17 protein-coding genes are annotated in these 18,322 nt (G+C 65.2%); 14 read left to right on the top strand and 3 right to left on the bottom strand.

Annotated elements, in window-relative coordinates:
• Positions 1-768 (top strand): methyltransferase, encoded by a 768-nt coding sequence (locus tag ASD45_RS13880; RefSeq protein ID WP_056912017.1) that lies wholly within the window; start codon positions 1-3, stop codon positions 766-768.
• Positions 769-770: 2 nt separating this feature from the next.
• On the opposite strand, the gene ASD45_RS24175 is transcribed toward ASD45_RS13880, so the two are convergent.
• Positions 771-896, bottom strand: a complete 126-nt coding sequence (locus tag ASD45_RS24175) for a hypothetical protein (RefSeq protein WP_280136404.1) — start codon at positions 894-896, stop codon at positions 771-773.
• A gap of 235 nt (positions 897-1,131) precedes the next feature.
• On the opposite strand from ASD45_RS24175, the gene ASD45_RS13875 reads away from it, so the two are divergent.
• From ASD45_RS13875 to ASD45_RS13840, 9 genes are all read left to right on the top strand, one after another.
• Positions 1,132-1,986, top strand: coding sequence for a S49 family peptidase (locus tag ASD45_RS13875; RefSeq protein ID WP_244485361.1), 855 nt, complete (start codon positions 1,132-1,134; stop codon positions 1,984-1,986).
• Positions 1,987-2,076: 90 nt separating this feature from the next.
• On the top strand, positions 2,077-2,280 hold the full coding sequence (locus ASD45_RS13870; protein WP_156380849.1) for a hypothetical protein: 204 nt from the start codon (positions 2,077-2,079) through the stop codon (positions 2,278-2,280).
• A 309-nt stretch (positions 2,281-2,589) separates the two neighbouring features.
• The gene (locus ASD45_RS13865) at positions 2,590-3,519 is read left to right on the top strand and encodes a glycine--tRNA ligase subunit alpha (RefSeq protein WP_056912015.1); all 930 of its coding nucleotides are present in this window, start codon (positions 2,590-2,592) and stop codon (positions 3,517-3,519) included.
• Between the two features lie 68 nt (positions 3,520-3,587).
• A complete protein-coding gene (locus ASD45_RS13860; RefSeq protein WP_056912014.1) occupies positions 3,588-4,151 on the top strand; it encodes a LemA family protein in 564 nt (187 codons plus the stop codon).
• Positions 4,148-6,121, top strand: coding sequence for a DUF2207 domain-containing protein (locus ASD45_RS13855; protein ID WP_056912013.1), 1,974 nt, complete (start codon positions 4,148-4,150; stop codon positions 6,119-6,121). The genes ASD45_RS13860 and ASD45_RS13855 overlap by 4 nt, the downstream gene beginning before the upstream one ends.
• 69 nt (positions 6,122-6,190) lie before the next feature.
• Complete coding sequence (glyS, locus tag ASD45_RS13850) at positions 6,191-8,422, top strand: glycine--tRNA ligase subunit beta (protein ID WP_056912012.1); 2,232 nt, start codon at positions 6,191-6,193, stop codon at positions 8,420-8,422.
• Between the two features lie 102 nt (positions 8,423-8,524).
• Positions 8,525-8,668, top strand: a complete 144-nt coding sequence (locus ASD45_RS23095) for a DUF3096 domain-containing protein (protein WP_082540831.1) — start codon at positions 8,525-8,527, stop codon at positions 8,666-8,668.
• A gap of 108 nt (positions 8,669-8,776) precedes the next feature.
• A complete protein-coding gene (gene ppdK, locus ASD45_RS13845; RefSeq protein WP_056912011.1) occupies positions 8,777-11,605 on the top strand; it encodes a pyruvate, phosphate dikinase in 2,829 nt (942 codons plus the stop codon).
• Positions 11,606-11,623: 18 nt separating this feature from the next.
• Positions 11,624-11,893, top strand: a complete 270-nt coding sequence (locus tag ASD45_RS13840) for a hypothetical protein (protein WP_056912010.1) — start codon at positions 11,624-11,626, stop codon at positions 11,891-11,893.
• A 5-nt stretch (positions 11,894-11,898) separates the two neighbouring features.
• Here ASD45_RS13840 and ASD45_RS24170 read toward each other — a convergent pair whose 3' ends face one another.
• Entirely contained in the window at positions 11,899-13,248 is a 1,350-nt protein-coding gene (locus tag ASD45_RS24170; RefSeq protein ID WP_056912009.1) for a methyl-accepting chemotaxis protein, read from the bottom strand.
• Positions 13,249-13,442: 194 nt separating this feature from the next.
• Here ASD45_RS24170 and ASD45_RS13830 point away from each other — a divergent pair, with 194 nt between their 5' ends.
• From ASD45_RS13830 to ASD45_RS13815, 4 genes are all read left to right on the top strand, one after another.
• On the top strand, positions 13,443-14,777 hold the full coding sequence (locus ASD45_RS13830) for a cell wall hydrolase (RefSeq protein ID WP_056912008.1): 1,335 nt from the start codon (positions 13,443-13,445) through the stop codon (positions 14,775-14,777).
• Positions 14,778-14,941: 164 nt separating this feature from the next.
• Positions 14,942-16,189 carry an MFS transporter gene (locus ASD45_RS13825; RefSeq protein ID WP_056912007.1) on the top strand — a complete coding sequence of 416 codons (1,248 nt, stop codon included), beginning with the start codon at positions 14,942-14,944 and terminating at the stop codon, positions 16,187-16,189.
• Between the two features lie 79 nt (positions 16,190-16,268).
• Complete coding sequence (locus tag ASD45_RS13820) at positions 16,269-17,255, top strand: MDR family oxidoreductase (protein ID WP_056912784.1); 987 nt, start codon at positions 16,269-16,271, stop codon at positions 17,253-17,255.
• Between the two features lie 106 nt (positions 17,256-17,361).
• Complete coding sequence (locus ASD45_RS13815) at positions 17,362-17,829, top strand: hypothetical protein (protein ID WP_056912006.1); 468 nt, start codon at positions 17,362-17,364, stop codon at positions 17,827-17,829.
• Positions 17,830-17,841: 12 nt separating this feature from the next.
• On the opposite strand, the gene ASD45_RS13810 is transcribed toward ASD45_RS13815, so the two are convergent.
• The gene (locus ASD45_RS13810; protein ID WP_082540830.1) at positions 17,842-18,276 is read right to left on the bottom strand and encodes a PaaI family thioesterase; all 435 of its coding nucleotides are present in this window, start codon (positions 18,274-18,276) and stop codon (positions 17,842-17,844) included.
• Positions 18,277-18,322 lie beyond the last annotated feature (46 nt).

Below are 18,322 nucleotides of genomic sequence, written 5' to 3'. Positions count from 1 at the left end.
ATGGCTGGTGATCCCGGCATCACCGACGACGCCGTGCTCGGCGGCCGCCTGCGCCTGTTGCAGCCGAAACGCGGCCACCGCGTCGGCCACGACGCCATCCTGCTGGCCGCCGCGACCGGCGGCGTGGCGGGGGAGCGGGCCATCGATCTTGGCAGCGGTGTCGGCGGCGCGGGATTGGCGCTGGCGCGGCGTATCGCGGGACTCGATGTCACGCTGGTCGAGATCGATCCTGCGCTCGCGAAATTGGCGGGCGAAAACGCGCAGCGTAACGATCTTGCCGACCGCGTCCGCGCGATCGCATGCGACGTCGAGGACGTTGCCGCGCTGGCTGCGGCCGGATTGCACGCCGGCAGTTTCGATCGTGTGCTGATGAACCCGCCGTTCAACGATCCCGGCCGGCAGCAGAGTTCGCCGGATCCGCGGCGGCGGCTGGCGCATGTCGCCGACGATGGCCTGGCGGCGCGCTGGATAGCCAGCGCCGCCTGGCTGCTCAAGCCGCAAGGTGTGCTGACGTTGATCTGGCGCACTGAGGCGCTTGATGAAGTGTTGGCTGCGCTGGAACCGGCGTTCGGAGCGGTTGCCGTGTTGCCGGTGCTGCCGCGTCCGCAGGCCGAGCCGATCCGCGTGCTGGTGCGAGCGACAAAGGAAGGCGAGGGGCGGCTGCGGAATTATCCGCCGCTGGTGCTCAACGACGCGGCCGGCAAGCCGACGGCCGCGGCGGAAGACATATTACGGGCAGCGATGCCGCTGCCGTTGGCGCAAGCGTGACGTCAGCGGCCGCCGCCGACGCGGCGCTTGATCTGCTGACGCGCGCGTTCGAACGCGCCGCCCTGGAACGAGGACAACGCCAGGACCGAGGCGATCAGGAGAAACATAATGGCGAGTTTGGGGTCCATGGTCTTGGTTCCGTCTTTACGATTCGATTGGCGAGTTCGTTGCTGCCTTCCACCAAATGGGTAGCGCCGCGCTCAGCGCCAATCGTGACATCGATCAATGCTGCGCAACTTTTGGTGATCGCGGCCGTCAGTCTCCGTTAATGCATGGCGGTACCGGCCTGAAGCCGCGCCCGGCTTTGACTCGGGGTGCGGAGGCTGCCTAACTGGCGGCATGACAAGTTTTTTCTCGCGGCTCATGGCTGCTCTCAACTTTCTGATGCCGCCCCGGTTCCGTTCGGACATTCCGGTGGTACCGGTGGTGCGACTCACTGGCGTCATCGGTGCGACGACACCGCTGCGGCCGGGCATGACCCTGGCCGGGCTGGCGCGCACGCTCGATCGCGCCTTCGCCGTGCCGCGGGCCCGCGCGGTGGCGCTGCTGATCAATTCGCCGGGCGGTTCCCCGACGCAGTCCCACCTGATCTTCCGCCGCATCCGCCAACTGGCGGAGGAGAAGAAGGTCACCGTGCTGGCCTTCATCGAGGATGCCGGCGCCTCCGGCGGCTACATGCTGGCTTGCGCGGGCGACGAGATCATCTGCGATGACTTCTCCATCGTCGGCTCGATCGGCGTAGTTGGCGGCACTTTCGGCTTTCCCGAGCTGATGAAGAAACTCGGCATCGAACGGCGTGTCTACACCGCCGGTGATCGCAAAGTGATGCTCGATCCGTTCCAGGAGGAGAAGCCGGAGGACGTGCAGCGCATCAAGGCGATCCAGGCCGATATGCACGAGCATTTCATCGACCTGGTGAAGAAGCGCCGCGGCGCCCGTCTCAGCGGCGCCGACACCATCTTGTTTTCCGGCGAGTTCTGGACCGCTGCGCGGGCCATCGAACTCGGCCTCGTCGATGGCCGCGGCGATCTGCGTTCGATCCTGCGCGAGCGCTATGGCGACAAGGTCCGCATGCCAGTGATCGCCGGCGAGCGGTCGTTCCTGGCGCGCCGGTTGTCGCTCGCCGGTTTATTCGGCGGGCCGGGGCGCGCCGGCTTCGCCGACGAGATCATTTCCGCGCTCGACGAGCGCACCCTTTGGTCGCGTTACGGGTTGTAAAGCGTGAGCGGCGCTTTCGGTCGCGAAATCGCCGCGATTGGTCAGAATGATCGCCCGCAGGCAAGGACCCAGGTCCTTCAAGGAGCCGCTATGCCAGCAATTCTGCTGTCGCCACTCGTGAAATGGTCGTTCGCTGCCCTCGGCGGCGCCATGGTCGTGCATTGGGTGGTCAAGGAAGCCCGCCGCATCAACGACGAGCTCGACGAGCGCCGCCGCGTGCGGGTGCGCATCACCGACCGCGAAGCGCGGCCGACCTTGCGGCGCGATCCGAGGACCGGCGACTACCGGCTGTGACGATTGTTTGTTGAGAGGAAGTGCGACCTATCGGGTCGCGCGGTGGTCGCCTGTCACCAAGGCGCCTAGAAACAGCGCCAACAGTCCCATACCAATGAGCTGAAACGCCAACATTCGAATCCCTGTTCTCTTGCCCGCCGTTGAACTGGCTATCTAGCCGGTCCGTTTCAAGATCGCCTAAAGTGGAACGTTACAAGTGTCTCGACTTGACCCATTTGGGTGCCGCCGATACGGTCCCGGCCGCCGTTAGCCTTTAAAATCAGTAACAAACGGCCGCCCCTGAAAACCACCGGGAAGCTCGAACGTTCCATGCCCGCCGCGCAAGCCAATCTCGATCCGTCGCGCTCGTTCCAGGGCCTGATCCTCGCGCTTCAGCAGTTCTGGGCCGGGCAGGGCTGCGTCATTCTGCAGCCCTACGACATGGAAGTCGGCGCCGGCACCTTCCACCCGGCGACCACCTTGCGGGCGCTGGGGCCGAAGCCGTGGAACGCCGCCTATGTGCAGCCGTCGCGCCGGCCGAAGGACGGCCGCTATGGTGAGAACCCGAACCGGTTGCAGCACTATTATCAGTTTCAGGTCATCCTGAAGCCGTCGCCGCCGGACATCCAGCAGCTCTATCTCGACTCGCTGAAGGTGATCGGCATCTCGTCCGATCTGCACGACATCCGTTTCGTCGAGGACGACTGGGAAAGCCCGACGTTGGGGGCTTGGGGTCTCGGCTGGGAATGCTGGTGCGACGGCATGGAAGTGTCGCAGTTCACGTACTTCCAGCAGGTCGCGGGTGTCGAATGCGCGCCGGTCGCCGGCGAACTGACTTACGGCCTCGAGCGTCTCGCCATGTATGTGCAGGGCGTCGATCGCGTCTACGATTTGAACTTCAACGGCCGCGACGACGACAAGAAGGTCACTTACGGCGACGTGTTCCTGCAGGCCGAGCGCGAATATTCCAAACACAATTTCGAAGTCGCCGACACCGGCATGCTGTTCGAGCAGTTCAAGATGGCCGAGCAGGCGTGCAAGAAGTATCTCGATGCCGGTTACAACGACGACAAGTCGAAGCACGGCATGGCGCTGCCGGCCTACGACCAGTGCATCAAGGCGAGCCACGTTTTCAATCTGCTCGATGCCCGCGGCGTGATCTCCGTCACCGAGCGGCAAAGCTACATCCTGCGCGTGCGCGAACTGGCGAAAGCCTGCGGCGCCGCCTGGCTCGCCACCGAAGCCGGCGGGGCTGGCTAAAGTTTAAGGACGCGCTAGGCTCTCATTTTACCCTCCCCCTTCCCCCGGGAGGGTGAAGAGAGACATCCATGCTCATCCTTCTCGTCATCCTCGCCGTCGTCGTCATCGCCGTCATCGTCCTGTTCAACCGCCTGGTGCGCACGCGGCAGATGGCGAACGAGGCCTGGAGCGGCATCGACGTGCAGCTCAAGCGACGCGCCGAGCTGGTGCCGAACCTGGTCGAGACCGTGAAGGGTTATGCCGCGCACGAACGCTCGGTGCTCGAGGATGTCGTCAAGCTGCGCGGCCAGGCGAGCGCGCTGCCGCGCGACGACATCGCCGCCCGCGCCCAGGCCGAAGGCGCGCTGTCGCTGGCGCTCGGCAAACTGATGGCGCTGGCCGAGAGCTATCCGGACCTGAAAGCCAGCGCCAACTTCCTCGAACTGCAGCAGCAGCTCTCGACGCTGGAGAACGAACTGCAAATGGCGCGGCGCTATTACAACGGGGCGGCGCGCAACCAGAATGTGCTGGTGCAGTCGTTCCCCTCGAATATCGTCGCCGGTCTGTTTGGTTTTGCCGAGCGGCCGTTCTTCGAACTGTCCAGCGACGCCGACCGCGCCGTGCCGCAGGTGGCGCTCGGGCCGAACCCATGAGACGGCTCGCGGCCATCGCCGCGGCGCTGCTCGTCACGCTGACGCTCGGCGCCGGCGAGGCCGCTGCGGCCGAAGCGATCCTCAATTTCGATTCCACCGTCAGCCTCGCCAGGGACGGCGAACTCACCGTCACCGAGCGCATCCGCGTGCGCGCCGAGGGATCGCAGATCAAACGCGGCATCTTCCGCGATTTCCCGCTGACCTTCATGGATGCGCAGCAGAAGCTGCATGAGGTGCCGTTCTCGCTCATCGACGTTACGCGCGACGGCAAGGCCGAGCCGCATTTCACCGAGCGGCAGAGCAGCGGCTATATCCGCATCTACGCCGGCGACAAGGACACGTTGCTGGCACCCGGCGAGCACACCTATGTCATCGCCTATCGCACGGCGCGGCAGGTGCGCTGGTTCGACGGCAAGCCCGAGCTGAACTGGAACGTCACCGGCAATTTCTGGAATTTCCCGATCCTCGCCGCCAGCTATCGTCTCGAGCTTGCCGACAAGCTCAAGCCGACGCGCTGGCTCGCCTTCACCGGGCCGCGCGGCGCACGCGGCACCGACTGGCGCGGCGCCATCAATAACGACGGCGTGCTCAGCGTGACGACGACGCGGCCGCTCGCCGCCGGGGAAGGCCTCACCGTGGTCGCCGCGCTGCCGGACGGCGCGGTGCTGCCGCCGACGCAGGCCGACGAGTTCTGGTGGATGCTGCGCGACTATCGCGCCTGGATCCTCGGCTTCGGCGGTTTCGTCGTCGTGCTGATCTATTATGTCATGGCATGGCGCGCGGTCGGCCGCGATCCGCGCCCCGGCACCATCATCCCGCTGTTCTATCCGCCGAAGGATGTGTCGCCGGGGCTGGCCAATTACATCGAGAACTGGGGCTTCGGCCGCAACCGCTGGCGCGCCTTCACCGCCGCGGCGCTGTCGCTCGCGGTGCGCGGCCTCATCCGCTTCGACCAGCGCGACGACAAGCTCATCTTGAAATTCAAAGCCGATGCGCCGTCGGGGACAGGGCTGCCGGCGGGCGAGCGAACCATTCTGGACTGGGTTAAAGGGCAGGGCATCAGCGCCGTGATCGACCGTGCCAACGGCAAATCCGTCGCCAAGGTCGGCAGCGATTTCGTCAGCAAGATTGAAAACGAAAGCGAGGACCGCTTCTTCCGCCGCAATCTCGGTTGGGTGATCGCCGGCGCAGCGATGACGGTGGCGGTCATCGTCGGCATCATCGCCTTCGGCGGCATGCGCGATGAAGACGTCATGATCATCGTCTTCACCGGCTTTGCCGCGTTCTGGTGCGGCATGTTCCTGACGCCGATCATTCTCGCCATCGTCGGCGTCAACTCCTTCGCCACCGCGGTGCGCGCGGCGCTGACGCTGGTGGTGCTCGTGATTTTCGGTGCCATCGCCTGGTCGTTCCTGCGTGACGCCATCCCCGCCGGCCTGACCAGCACCGTGCTGCCGATGGCGCTGTCCTTCGTCGAAGGCCATGCGCTGCCGTTCCTGCTGGTCATCGGCTTTGCCGCGCTCAACGGCTTGTTCGTCTATCTGATGCGCGCGCCGACTGCGCTCGGCCGCCCGATCATGGACCAGCTCGCCGGCTTCAAGCTCTATCTCGAGACCGCCGAGAAGGACCGCCTCAACCTGCAGGCGCCGGAGATCACCGCCGAGCGCTTCGAGGCGCTGTTGCCGTATGCCGTGGCGCTCAGTGTCGAGAAGCCGTGGTCGGAGGCCTTCGCCGCTGCGCTCCGGCGCGCCCATCCCGACGATGCCGACCCCATGAGCCACTACCAGCCGGGCTGGACCAGCGGCGCCTGGTCGGGCTCGAACTTCGGCAGCGCCGTCGCCTCGACGGTGGCCGCGACCTCGAGCGCGCTGTCCTCGGCCGTGCCGGTGTCGTCCGGCTCGTCGGGTTTCTCCGGCGGCGGAGGCGGCTCGGGTGGGGGCGGCGGCGGTGGTGGTGGCGGCGGGTGGTAGCGCCCGGGTGACACCAGCGGCCACACTTGCTAGGCAGACGCGGCGCATTCCCCCATCGAATAGACCGTCATGCCCGACCTTTTGCTTGAACTGTTTTCCGAGGAAATCCCGGCGCGGATGCAGGCGCGCGCCGCCGACGACCTGAAGAAGCTGGTCACCGACCGGCTGGTCGCGGCCGGGCTCGTCTATGAGGGCGCCAAGGCCTTCGCCACGCCGCGCCGCCTGGCGCTGACCGTGCAGGGCGTGCCGGCGCGCCAGCCCGACCTCAAGGAAGAGCGCAAGGGTCCCAAGGTCGGCGCCCCGGAGCAGGCGATTGCCGGCTTCATGAAGGCCGCCGGTCTGACCTCGATCGATCAGGCCAAGGTGCAGGCCGACAAGAAGGGCGACTTCTACGTTGCCATCACCGAGAAAAAGGGCCGCGACGCCGTCGAGGTGATCGCGGAGATGATTCCCGAGATCGTACGCACCTTCCCGTGGCCGAAGTCGATGCGGTGGGGTTCCGGCAAGCTCAACTGGGTGCGGCCGCTGCATTCCATCATCGCCACCTTCGGTCCGGAGACCGAGGAGCCGGTGGTGCTGCCGTTCGAAATCGACGGCATCAAGGCCGGCAACGAGACGCGCGGCCATCGCTTCATGGCGCCGGCCGCCTTCAAGGTCAGGCGCTTCGAGGACTACGTCGCGTCGCTGGAGAAGGCCAAGGTCGTGCTCGACCCGGCGCGGCGCATGGACATCATCCGCACCGACGCCAAGAACCTCGCTTTCGCCCAAGGCTTCGAACTCGTCGAGGATGAAGGCCTCACGGCGGAAGTCGCCGGCCTGGTCGAATGGCCGGTGCCGCTGATGGGTTCGTTCGACAAGGAATTCCTGTCGATCCCCGGCGAAGTGATCCGGTCGACAATTCGCGCCAACCAGAAATGCTTCGTGCTGCGCGATCCTTCGACCAGCAAGCTCGTCAACAAGTTCATCCTGGTGTCGAACATCGAGGCGACCGACGGCGGCAAGGCCATCGTCGCTGGCAACGAGCGTGTCATCCGCGCGCGTCTGTCGGACGCGAAGTTCTTTTACGACACCGACCTGAAGACGCGGCTCGAAGACCGGCTGCCGAAGTTCTCCGGCATCGTGTTTCATGAGAAGCTCGGCAGCCAGGCCGAACGTATCGCCCGCATCGTCGCGCTCGCCGGCGATCTGGCGCCGCTCGTCGGCGCCGACCGAACCAAGGCCGAGCGCGCCGCGCAGCTCTGCAAAGCCGATCTTCTGACCGAAGTGGTCGGCGAATTCCCCGAACTGCAGGGGCTGATGGGCCGCTATTACGCAGAGGCCCAGGGCGAGGACGAAGCGGTGGCGCATGCCGTCGAGGATCATTACCGGCCGAAGGGGCCGGACGATCTGGTGCCGTCCGATGCCGTCGCCATCGCGGTGGCGCTTGCCGACAAGCTCGACACCCTCGTCGGCTTCTGGTCGATCGACGAAAAGCCGACCGGCTCCAAGGATCCTTATGCGCTGCGCCGCGCGGCGCTTGGGCTCATCCGCATCATCATCGACAATCAACTGCGGCTGCCGTTGCGCCGGCTGCTGTGGCGGCACTTCGGCTCCGTGGCGCGCGACGAGGCGCTGGCGGAAGCCTTCGCCGTGCTGCATCCGATCCACGACGACATCGTCAATATCAGCGGCAGCGACATCGAACTGGCGATGAAACTGGAAGTGCTGGTGTCGGAGAAGGAACGCAAGATCGCCAGCCCGAAGCTGGTCGAAGCCCACGCCTATCTCGCGCCGACGCTCGATCTGCTGGCGTTCTTCGCCGACCGCCTCAAGGTGCAGTTGCGCGAGCAGGGCGCTCGCCATGACCTGGTCGATGCGGTGTTCGCGCTCGCCGGCCAGGACGATCTGCTGATGGTGGTTCGCCGTGTCGAGGCGCTCGCTGCGTTCCTCGATACCGATGACGGCAAGAACCTGCTCGCCGGCGTCAAGCGCGCGTCCAACATCCTCCGCATCGAGGAGAAGAAGGACGGCAAGGCTTATGCCGGCAAGGTCGACGCCGCGCTGCTCAAGGAGCCGGAAGAAAAGACCCTCGCCACGGCGGTCGCTACCGCCAAGCAGGACGCCGCCGCCGCGGTCGCCAAGGAAGACTTCGCCGCGGCCATGAGCGCGCTGGCCAAACTGCGGCCGACGGTCGATGCCTTCTTCGACAAGGTCACGGTGAATGCCGAGGACAAGGCTGTGCGCGCCAACCGCCTGACCTTGCTCAACGAGATCCGCGAGGCCACCCGCGCCGTCGCCGACTTCTCGCGCATCGAGGGGTAGCTCACGCCGCACCTTCCCCTCCGGGGAGGGTGAACAGGCGGGAACTCCGTGCTACTTCATCCGTTGTTCCATCCGTCCTGCCCCCCAAAAAAGGAAGCTCCCATGGTCATCGGCGTCGCCCATTTGCAGCCCATTGTCGCCCTGCTTGCCGGCGTCCTCATTCTCATTGTGCCGCGCCTGCTGAATTTCATCGTCGCGGCGTATTTGATTGTCATCGGTCTCATCGGTCTCGGTATCTTCCGGTAGGCCAAAAGACCTGCCGGTACTGCGGATTTCCGGGCTTGCGCCGTGACGGCTGCCGTGATTTGACGGCCCCGGGTTCCATTCTCCTCCGACCCAGGACTCAATCGCACAATGGCTAAACGCAAGGCTTCGCGCGCTAGCGCCAAATCCAAGAAATCGGTCACGAAATCGGCCCCGAAGGCCAAAAAGCCTGCGGCCAAAAAGGTCGCCAAGGCCCCGGTCCGGAGCAGTGCCAAGGCTTCGCCCGCAAAGGCGGCGGCGAAGGGCAAGTGGGTCTATGCGTTCGGCGGCGGCAAGGCCGAAGGCAAGTCGGAGATGAAGAACCTGCTCGGCGGCAAGGGCGCGAACCTCGCCGAGATGGCCAATCTCGGCCTGCCGGTGCCTCCCGGTTTCACCATCACCACCGAGGTCTGCGTCTACTACTACGCCAACGGCGAGAAATATCCGGCGGCGCTGAAGGAGCAGGTCGAAAAGGCGCTGATCCAGGTCGGCAAGATCACCGGCAAGGTGTTCGGCGACCGCGTCAACCCGCTGCTCGTGTCCGTGCGTTCCGGCGCCCGCGCCTCGATGCCGGGCATGATGGATACCGTGCTCAATCTCGGATTGAACGACGAAACGGTCGAGGCGCTGGCCAAGAAGTCCGGCGACCGCCGTTTCGCCTATGACAGCTATCGCCGCTTCATCACCATGTATTCCGACGTCGTCCTCGGCGTCGGCCATGAGCATTTCGAGGAGATCCTCGATATGCACAAGGAGAAGCAGGGCTATTCGCTGGACACCGACCTTACCGCCGACGACTGGGCCGACCTGGTCGTGCGCTACAAGGCGCGCGTCAAGCAGGAGCTCGGCCAGGACTTCCCGCAGGATCCGCACGCCCAGCTCTGGGGCGCGATCGGCGCCGTGTTCGGCTCGTGGATGAACCAGCGCGCCAAGACCTATCGCCGCCTGCATTCGATTCCGGAAAGTTGGGGCACCGCCGTGAACGTCCAGGCCATGGTGTTCGGCAACATGGGCGAGACCTCGGCGACCGGCGTCGCCTTCACGCGCAATCCCTCGACCGGCGAGAAAAAGCTGTACGGCGAATTCCTCATCAACGCCCAGGGCGAAGACGTCGTCGCCGGCATCCGCACGCCGCAGGAAATTTCCGAAGAGGCCCGCAAGGAAGCCGGCTCCGACAAGCCGTCGATGGAATCGGCGCTGCCCGATGCCTACAAGGAGCTTACCCGCATCTACAACAGGCTCGAGAAGCACTACCGCGACATGCAGGATCTCGAGTTCACGGTGGAGCAGGGCAAGCTGTGGATGCTGCAGACCCGCAACGGCAAGCGCACGGCGAAAGCCTCGCTGCGCATCGCCGTCGAACTGGCCAACGAAGGCCTGATCTCGAAGAACGAAGCGGTCCTGCGCGTCGATCCTTTGTCGCTCGACCAGCTGCTGCATCCGACGCTCGATCCGAAGGCGCACCGTCACGTCATCGCGACCGGCCTGCCGGCATCGCCCGGCGCGGCGTCCGGCGAGATCGTGTTCTCGTCGGATGAAGCCGCGCTGCTCAAGGCCGACGGCCACAAGGTCGTACTGGTGCGCGTCGAGACCTCGCCTGAGGACATTCACGGCATGCACGCCGCCGAGGGCATCCTCACGACGCGCGGCGGCATGACGTCGCACGCCGCCGTGGTCGCGCGCGGCATGGGCAAGCCCTGCGTCTCCGGCGCCGGCCAGATCCGCGTCGATTATGCGGCCGGCACCATGACCGCCGGCGGCAAGACCTTCAAGAAGGGCGACCACATCACCATCGACGGCTCGACCGGGCAGGTGCTCGAGGGCAAGGTTCACATGATCGAACCGCAGCTCTCCGGCGAGTTCGCCACGTTGATCGGCTGGGCCGACAAGGTGCGCAAGCTCGGCGTCCGCGCCAATGCCGACACGCCGACCGACGCCAAGGCGGCGATCCGCTTCGGCGCCGAAGGCATCGGCCTGTGCCGCACCGAGCACATGTTCTTCGACGAGGAGCGCATCCAGGCTGTGCGCGAGATGATCCTCGCGGACGAAGAAAAGGCGCGCCGCGCCGCGCTCGCCAAATTGCTGCCGATGCAGCGCGGCGATTTCGTCGAATTGTTCGAGATCATGGACGGTCGTCCGGTCACGATCCGTCTGCTCGATCCGCCGCTGCACGAATTCCTGCCACATGGCGAAGAGGAAATCGCCGAAGTTGCCGCGGCGATGGGTGTTGATGCGCGCAAGATCGCCGATCGCGCCAAGGAGCTCGCCGAGTTCAATCCGATGCTTGGTTTCCGCGGCTGCCGTATCGCCATCGCCTATCCGGAAATCGCCGAGATGCAGGCGCGCGCCATCTTCGAGGCGGCGGCCGATGTCGCCAAGCGGACGGGCAAAAAGGTCGTGCCGGAAGTCATGGTGCCGTTGATCGCCAGCAAGGCCGAGCTCGATCTGGTCAAGGCGCGCATCGACGCCATGGCCGAAGCGGTGCAGAAGGAAACCGGCGCCAAGCTCACTTACGACGTCGGCACCATGATCGAATTGCCGCGCGCCGCGCTGATGGCCGGCGAGATCGCCGAATCGGCGGAGTTCTTCTCGTTCGGCACCAACGATCTGACGCAGACCACGTTCGGCATTTCGCGCGACGACGCCGCGAGCTTCCTCGGCATCTACACCGCGCGCGGCATTCTGCCGGCCGATCCCTTCGTGTCGATCGACCAGGAAGGCGTCGGCGAACTGGTGAAGATCGGCGTCGAGCGGGGCCGCAAGGTGCGCCCCAGGCTCAAGGTCGGCATCTGCGGCGAGCATGGCGGCGACCCGGCGTCGGTCGCGTTCTGTCACAACGCCAAGCTCGATTACGTCTCGTGTTCGCCGTTCCGTGTGCCGATCGCGCGACTTGCTGCCGCACAGGCAGCGCTCGGCAAGGCCGTCGCCAGCCAGGCTTAAGCGCGATACAGTGCGGCCATGAAACAGATCGACTGGATCTTCTTCGGCTTCTGTCTGGTCTGCGGCATCGCCGCGGGCACCATATCGGTGATGTTCCCGCAGAGCAGCACGATGGTGGTGTCGCCCTATTTCTGGGTGCTCATCGCCGTCGCCCTGTTCGAAACCGTGGCGATCTATCTGCGCGGTTTTGAATTCGGGCCGCCGCTGACGATGCGGACGCGCGTTCTCGGCTTCTGCCTGGCGGTCGGCACCATGGTCGTCATCCGCCTCGGCGGCGGGGTCGAGTAGGGCGTCTAGACCGCGACGGTCTTGAGGAAGTCCTCGACCTCGACCCGCAGATTGCCGACCGCGCCCTCGACCGTCCGCGACGCCTCGCGCACGACATCGGCGGACTGGCGGGTCTCGGCGGCGGCGCCGACGACGGCGCCGAGCACGCCGACCACATGCCCCGCCCCCCGCGCCGCGGTGGTCACGTTCTGTGAAATCTCGCCTGTCGCCGCGCTCTGCTCCTCGACCGCGGCCGCGACGGCGGTGGTGTAGCCGTCGATCTCGCTCATGCGTTCGGCGATCTTGCGAATGGCGTCGATCGATCCGGCGGTGGAGCCCTGCACTGCGTGGATATGGTTGGCGATCTCTTCGGTCGCCTTGGCTGTTTGTACGGCCAGCGATTTCACTTCGGAGGCGACTACGGCGAAACCGCGGCCCGCTTCGCCGGCGCGTGCGGCCTCGATGGTGGCGTTGAGCGCCAGCAGGTTGGTCTGACCTGCGATGTCGCTGATGAGCTTGACGACGTCGCCGATCTTCTGCGCGCCATCGGCAAGTCCGCTGATCTCACCGTCGATCGAACGCGCCTCCTCGGTGGTGAGACGAACGACGTCGCTGGTATGCGTCAGCTGACGGCTGATCTCGGCGATCGATTGCGACAGTTCTTCCGTGGCGACGGCCGCGGTATCGACATTGACGCTGGCTTCGTTGAAGGCATCGACCGCAGTATTGGCGCATTGCGAGGTCTTGTCGGAGGAGCCGAGCAGCCCGTTGGCGGTCGCGCGCATGGCGGCAGCGCTGGCGCCGACGCGGGACAGGATCTTCTCAACCCGCTGCTGGAAATCGGCGATGGCGCCGTCGACTAGCGCGCGGCGGCGCTCGGCATCGCGGCTTGCCGCGCGCTCGAGTTCAGCCTTGTGCTGCTCGGTGACATCCTCGTGTGTCGAAACCCAACCGCCGTCGTCCAGCGGCTCGTTTTTCGCCAGGACGATGCGGCCATCGCTGGCCGGCACATAGGCGCCCATGTCGTTGCCCTTGCGGGCGCGCTGCAGGATGTCGGCGCAATACGCGTTGATGTCGCCCTTGAAGAGGCCGGTCTTTTGCCGCTCGACCATGAGGTCGTGCAGCGAACAGCCGGGTTTCACTACCTCGGGCGACAGCCGGTACATTTCCATATAGCGGCTGTTGGTCAATACGATCCGGCCGCGTCCGTCGAACATGTTGAGGCCGTGCGCCATGTTGTCGAGCGCGATCGACAGCCGCAGACGTTGCGTGCGTTGCCGCCGGTAGATGATGAATGCGATGAGCAGCAAGCCGAGGCTCGTTACCCCGAGCAGGGCCTGGCCGCCAAGGGTCGTCACCAGCGAAAGAGGATCCATGGGGCCTCGCGAAGATCGGAGTACCGGGGAGTCTGGCGGTGACCGATTGCTATATGGTTAATATTTTCTTGAGCGCATCGGAACTCGCGCCTTCGCTGCGGCAGGGGTGTTAACACCCGCTCAAGGTTAACCAGCCAATAACGAAACCTGACGCATTCTCTCGATCGCGGTCGGTACCGGGATTGGAGTGTTGCGTGGCGTCGCGTTGGGTCAGTCAGAAGTCGCAGCAGCGTCGCGGTACGTCCGCGAAGCTCGGCTGGCTGGCATCCGCCGTCTTCGCCTTTGCGATCCTGCCGAACAGCATTGGCTATCAGGACCTGGGCGCTCTCCTGATCCAGCAGCCCGGCGTCGCCGAACGCGCTCGCGAGCATCTCATCGCTTCGCCCTTCGGCACCATTCACGCCGCGATGTTCAGCCTGCCGCGCCCGATCGGAACGGCGATCCCGGCGCCACCGGTTTATGCGCTCGCCAATTTCGATCCGAACGACATCGCCCGCTCCCTCGGCTCGCAGCCTCTGGGCGACACGCAGGGCCCGCTGCGCTTCCCGGCGGTCAATCGCAAGGACAAGCGCGATTCGCTGTTGTCGCGCGCCCGCGAGCCCATGCCGCCGATGCCGGCATTGTCCGCGCTTGAGCCGGAGCAGGGACCGCTGATCGATCTGTCGCACGAGCCGGGTGGTGCCAGGCTTGAGCTCTATCGCCAATACGAATTCACGCCGGCTCCATCGGCAACGGTGCTGCCGCAGGCGCAGGATCGTGCCGCCATGAAATCCGGCGCGAAGGCCACCGACCAGGTGTTCTTTCACGACGATCCGATGGCCGGCAAACGCGAGCGCCTGTTGCCTTGGGCGCCCGGCGAAGCGCCGGTCGTGGTGGCTTCCGGCGATCGCGATGTGAAGATGTCGGCGCTGAGCCCGGCAAACGGCGACATCAAGATCGACGAGGGGGCAAGCGTCGCAAAGAAGGGCGTGGTAACCGGGCCCAATCAGCGGCCGCACTCGCCCGCAGAACGTCTGTCGCTCGCCGGCGCCAAGCGTACGCAAGCCGAGAAGTGCCTCGCTCATGCGATTTATTTCGAAGCGCGGGATGAACCGGTGACGGCGCAGATCGCGGTGGCACAGGTCATCCTCAACCGGACCTTCTCGCCTTATTACCCGAACGACGTCTGCGGCGTGGTCTATCAGAACAAGCACCGGCATCTGGCCTGCCAGTTCACCTTCGCTTGCGACGGCAAGTCGGAGGCGATCAAGGAGCCGGAGGCTTACGACCGCGCCATGAGCATCGCGCGCGATTCTCTCGACGGCAAACTGTGGATGCCGGAAGTCGCCAAATCGACGCATTATCACGACGACTGGGCGCATCCCGGCTGGGTTCGCGAAATGAGGAAGATGGACAAGCTCGGCGGGCTCATCTTCTATCGGCCGCGCAACTGGGGCGACGGCGCTGAAGAGCCGAGCTGGGGCGATCCGAAGTTTACCCGCGTCGAAGCCCGGCGGCTGAACGAGGTCTTCGGCTCGGCCGGACGCTAGTCCGCGGAGCCGGCCGCAGCGCCGGTTTCCTCAATCATCCCCGCGAGAGCCATGCGCGCCGCAAATGGCTTCGATCAGTAATATTCGTTTGGGAACCGGCAAGCCGATTACTATGGTCGCTGCTCCGCGCTACCTTGACGCGGATAATTATTAGGAGCCGGTCGATGTCCGCCCAAAGCGCTGCACCTTCGTCTTCGATCGGCTGGCGCACCCCCGCGCTGATTATTATTTGCGGCTGCGTCATTGCAATGCTCGGCTTCGGCCCGCGTTCGTCGCTTGGCTTCTTCCTCACGCCGATGTCGCAGTTGCACAACTGGGGCCGTGACGTCTTCGCCCTGGCGCTGGCCGTGCAGAACCTGCTGTGGGGCGTCGGCCAGCCTTTCGCCGGGGCGGTCGCCGACCGCTACGGCCCAACGCGCGTGCTGGCCGGCGGTGCGCTGCTTTACGCCGCCGGGCTGTTCCTGATGGCTTATTCGACGACGCCGTCGACGCTGACGTTGTCGGCGGGCGTGCTCATCGGCTTTGGTCTGTCGGGGTGTTCGTTCACCATCGTGGTCGGCGCTTTCGGCAAGCTGCTGCCGGACGAATGGCGCTCGACAGCCTTCGGTCTCGGCACCGCGGCGGGCTCTTTCGGCCAGTTCCTGTTTTCGCCGCTGGCGGTCGCCCTTATCGGCTCCGTCGGATGGTACGGCGCGCTGGTGGTGTTCTCGCTGCTGATGCTGATCATCCTGCCGCTGTCGATCGTGCTGTCGGCGCCGCGCAAGAGTGCGGCTGCCGCTGCGGCGGCTGCTCCGGCGCAGTCCTACAAGCAGGCGCTGACGGAAGCCTTTGGCCATCGCAGTTATATCCTGCTGGTGCTGGGCTTCTTCACTTGCGGATTCCAGTTGGCTTTCACCACCGTGCATTTGCCGGCCTATCTGCTCGACCGCGGCCTGTCGGCGCAGGTCGGCGGCTGGACGGTGGCGGCGATCGGCCTGTTCAACATCGTCGGCTCGGTCACGTCTGGCTATCTCGGCTCGCGCATGCCGAAGCGCTACATCCTGTCGATCATCTATTTCAGTCGCGCGGCGTCCATCGCCGCATTCGTGTTGTTGCCGGTGACCACCACGACCACGCTCATCTTCGGCGCCGTGACCGGGCTGCTCTGGCTTTCGACCGTGCCGCCCACCTCATCGCTGGTGGCGGTAATGTTCGGCACGCGCTGGCTTGCCATGCTGTTCGGCATCGCCTTCTTCAGCCACCAGGTCGGCGGCTTCCTCGGCGTGCTGCTCGGCGGCCTGGCCTATGACCACTTCGGCACCTACGACCCGGTGTGGTGGCTCGGCGTCGCGTTCGGCATCATCTCGGCGTTGATCAACCTGCCGATCGTCGAGGAGCCGGTGTCGCGGCCGCTGGTTCCCGCTGCGGCTTAAGCTTCGGATTTCGGCCTTGTGCCGGGCATCCACGCGCCTTTAAAACCCTCCCGACAAGACATCGGTGCAGGAGGTTGGCGTGGCGACATTCAAGGCGATGGTGATCGAGAAGGCCGAGAGCGGCACCAAGGCGGCTCTGGCCGATTTCGATGAAGCCAACCTGATGGACGGCGATGTCACCGTCCGGGTCGAATACTCAACCGTCAACTACAAGGATGGCCTGGCGATCACCGGCAAGGCCCCGGTAGTCCGCCGATTCCCGATGATCGCCGGTATCGATTTCGCCGGCACCGTGGAAAGTTCGGACCATCCTGACTGGAAGGCCGGCGACAAGGTTATCCTCAACGGCTGGGGCACCGGCGAAACCCATCTCGGCGCCTATGCGGAAAAGGCGCGGGTCAAGGGCGACTGGCTGGTGCGTTTGCCGGCGACGATCTCAACGCGCGAGGCCATGGCCATCGGCACCGCCGGCTATACCGCGATGCTCTCGGTCATGGCGCTGGAGAACCACGGCCTGACGCCGGCGAGCGGTCCAATCGCCGTCACCGGCGCCGCCGGCGGCGTCGGTTCGGTTGCCGTGGCGATCCTGTCCAAGCTCGGCTTCTCGGTCAGCGCCACCACGGGCCGCCCGGAGCAGGCCGACTATCTCAAGGGCCTCGGCGCCTCGGAAATCGTCGAGCGTGCGGTGCTGTCGGGTCCGCCCAAGGCCCTCGCCAAGGAGCGCTGGGCGGGCGGCATCGATTCTGTCGGTTCGACCACGCTCGCCAATCTGCTGTCGATGATCCGTTACGGCGGCGCCGTGTCGGCCTGCGGTCTGGCGGGCGGTATGGATTTGCCGGGTTCCGTCGCGCCTTTCATTTTGCGGGGGGTGTGTCTTTTGGGCATCGACTCCGTGATGTGTCCGCTGCCGAAGCGCCGGGAAGCGTGGAAAAGATTGGAAACAGACCTCGACCGCCAAAAATTGGCCGCCATGACCCGGGAAATCGGCCTTTCCGAACTGCCTCAAGCCGCCGCCGATATCGTGGCCGGGCAGATCCGGGGTCGCGTCGTGGTCAAGATCGGGTAAACTCCATTCAGGATTTGCCAACGATCGTTAGGCATAATCCGCAACATGTTTTCTAGCGGGCGGAAGCCCGCTAATCTTCTGTTGTGGCGTCAGTCGGAGTTCCGTGATGTTGCGTGTGGGTGCGTGCGTGATCGGCCTGTTGGCCGCATTGCCGTCGATGGCCACGGCCGAAGAACTGACGGCCGAGCAGGCCCGCCATTTCGTCATCGGCAAGACCTTCAATTATTCCTGTTTCGAAGGCACTCGCGGCCGCGGCCGCGTGCTGCACGACGGCTCGGTCGTCGGCTCGATCCAGTTCCAGGGCGCGGGCAAGGTGCGCTATGCGGCCCTGCCGGCCAATACGTTGCACGTCAAGGACGGTTCGGTCTGCGCGACTTTGAAGGGCATGCCCATCGAGCCGTGCTTCCGCGTCACGAAGGTCGACGAATACACGTTCCGCGGTTCGATCTCCGGCCTCGGCTTCGCTTATTGCGAATTCACGCGGCGTCCGACTCGTTCGGCCAGCGCGTCGGACGAAGAGAGCGGACCGTTGAAGCTGCGCTCATCGTTCGCCGCCGAAACCAATCACAACTGAGGCTCGCGCTTCTCAGCTCTTCGCCGGGAAGATCATGCATGTCGTCGTGGCGTGCGCGTAAAGCTTGCCGCTTAGATCCTTCAGATCGCCTTCCGACGTCGCGACGCTGCGGCCGCGGTGGATGATGCGGCCTTCGGCGCGCACCGGGCCGGTGTCCTTGGTCAGCGCGCGCACGTAATTCAGTTTCAGTTCCAGCGTGGTCCAGGCTTCGCCCTTCCGCATGGTCGTATAGATAGCGCAGGCAAGGGCTGAGTCGAGCAAGGTCGCGGCGAAGCCGCCATGCACCGTGCCGATCGGATTGTAGTGCCGCAATTCCGGCAGCCCTTCGAACACGACGCGGTTCGGCTCGGCCTCAGCAAGATGAAAGCCGAGCACTTCCGCGATCGGCGGCTGCGGGAATTCGCCGGCTATGATGCCCTTGAGGAAACTCAGCCCGTCGTGGGACATCAAGGTTTCCGGGCTAACCAGTCCGTAGTGCGGTGTTGTCACGTCT

The sequence above is a fragment of the Pseudolabrys sp. Root1462 genome (assembly GCF_001426945.1).
Lineage (GTDB): Bacteria > Pseudomonadota > Alphaproteobacteria > Rhizobiales > Xanthobacteraceae > Pseudolabrys.
Note: the sequence above shows the minus strand (reverse complement) of the source record. Positions and strands in the feature narration are given on the sequence as shown.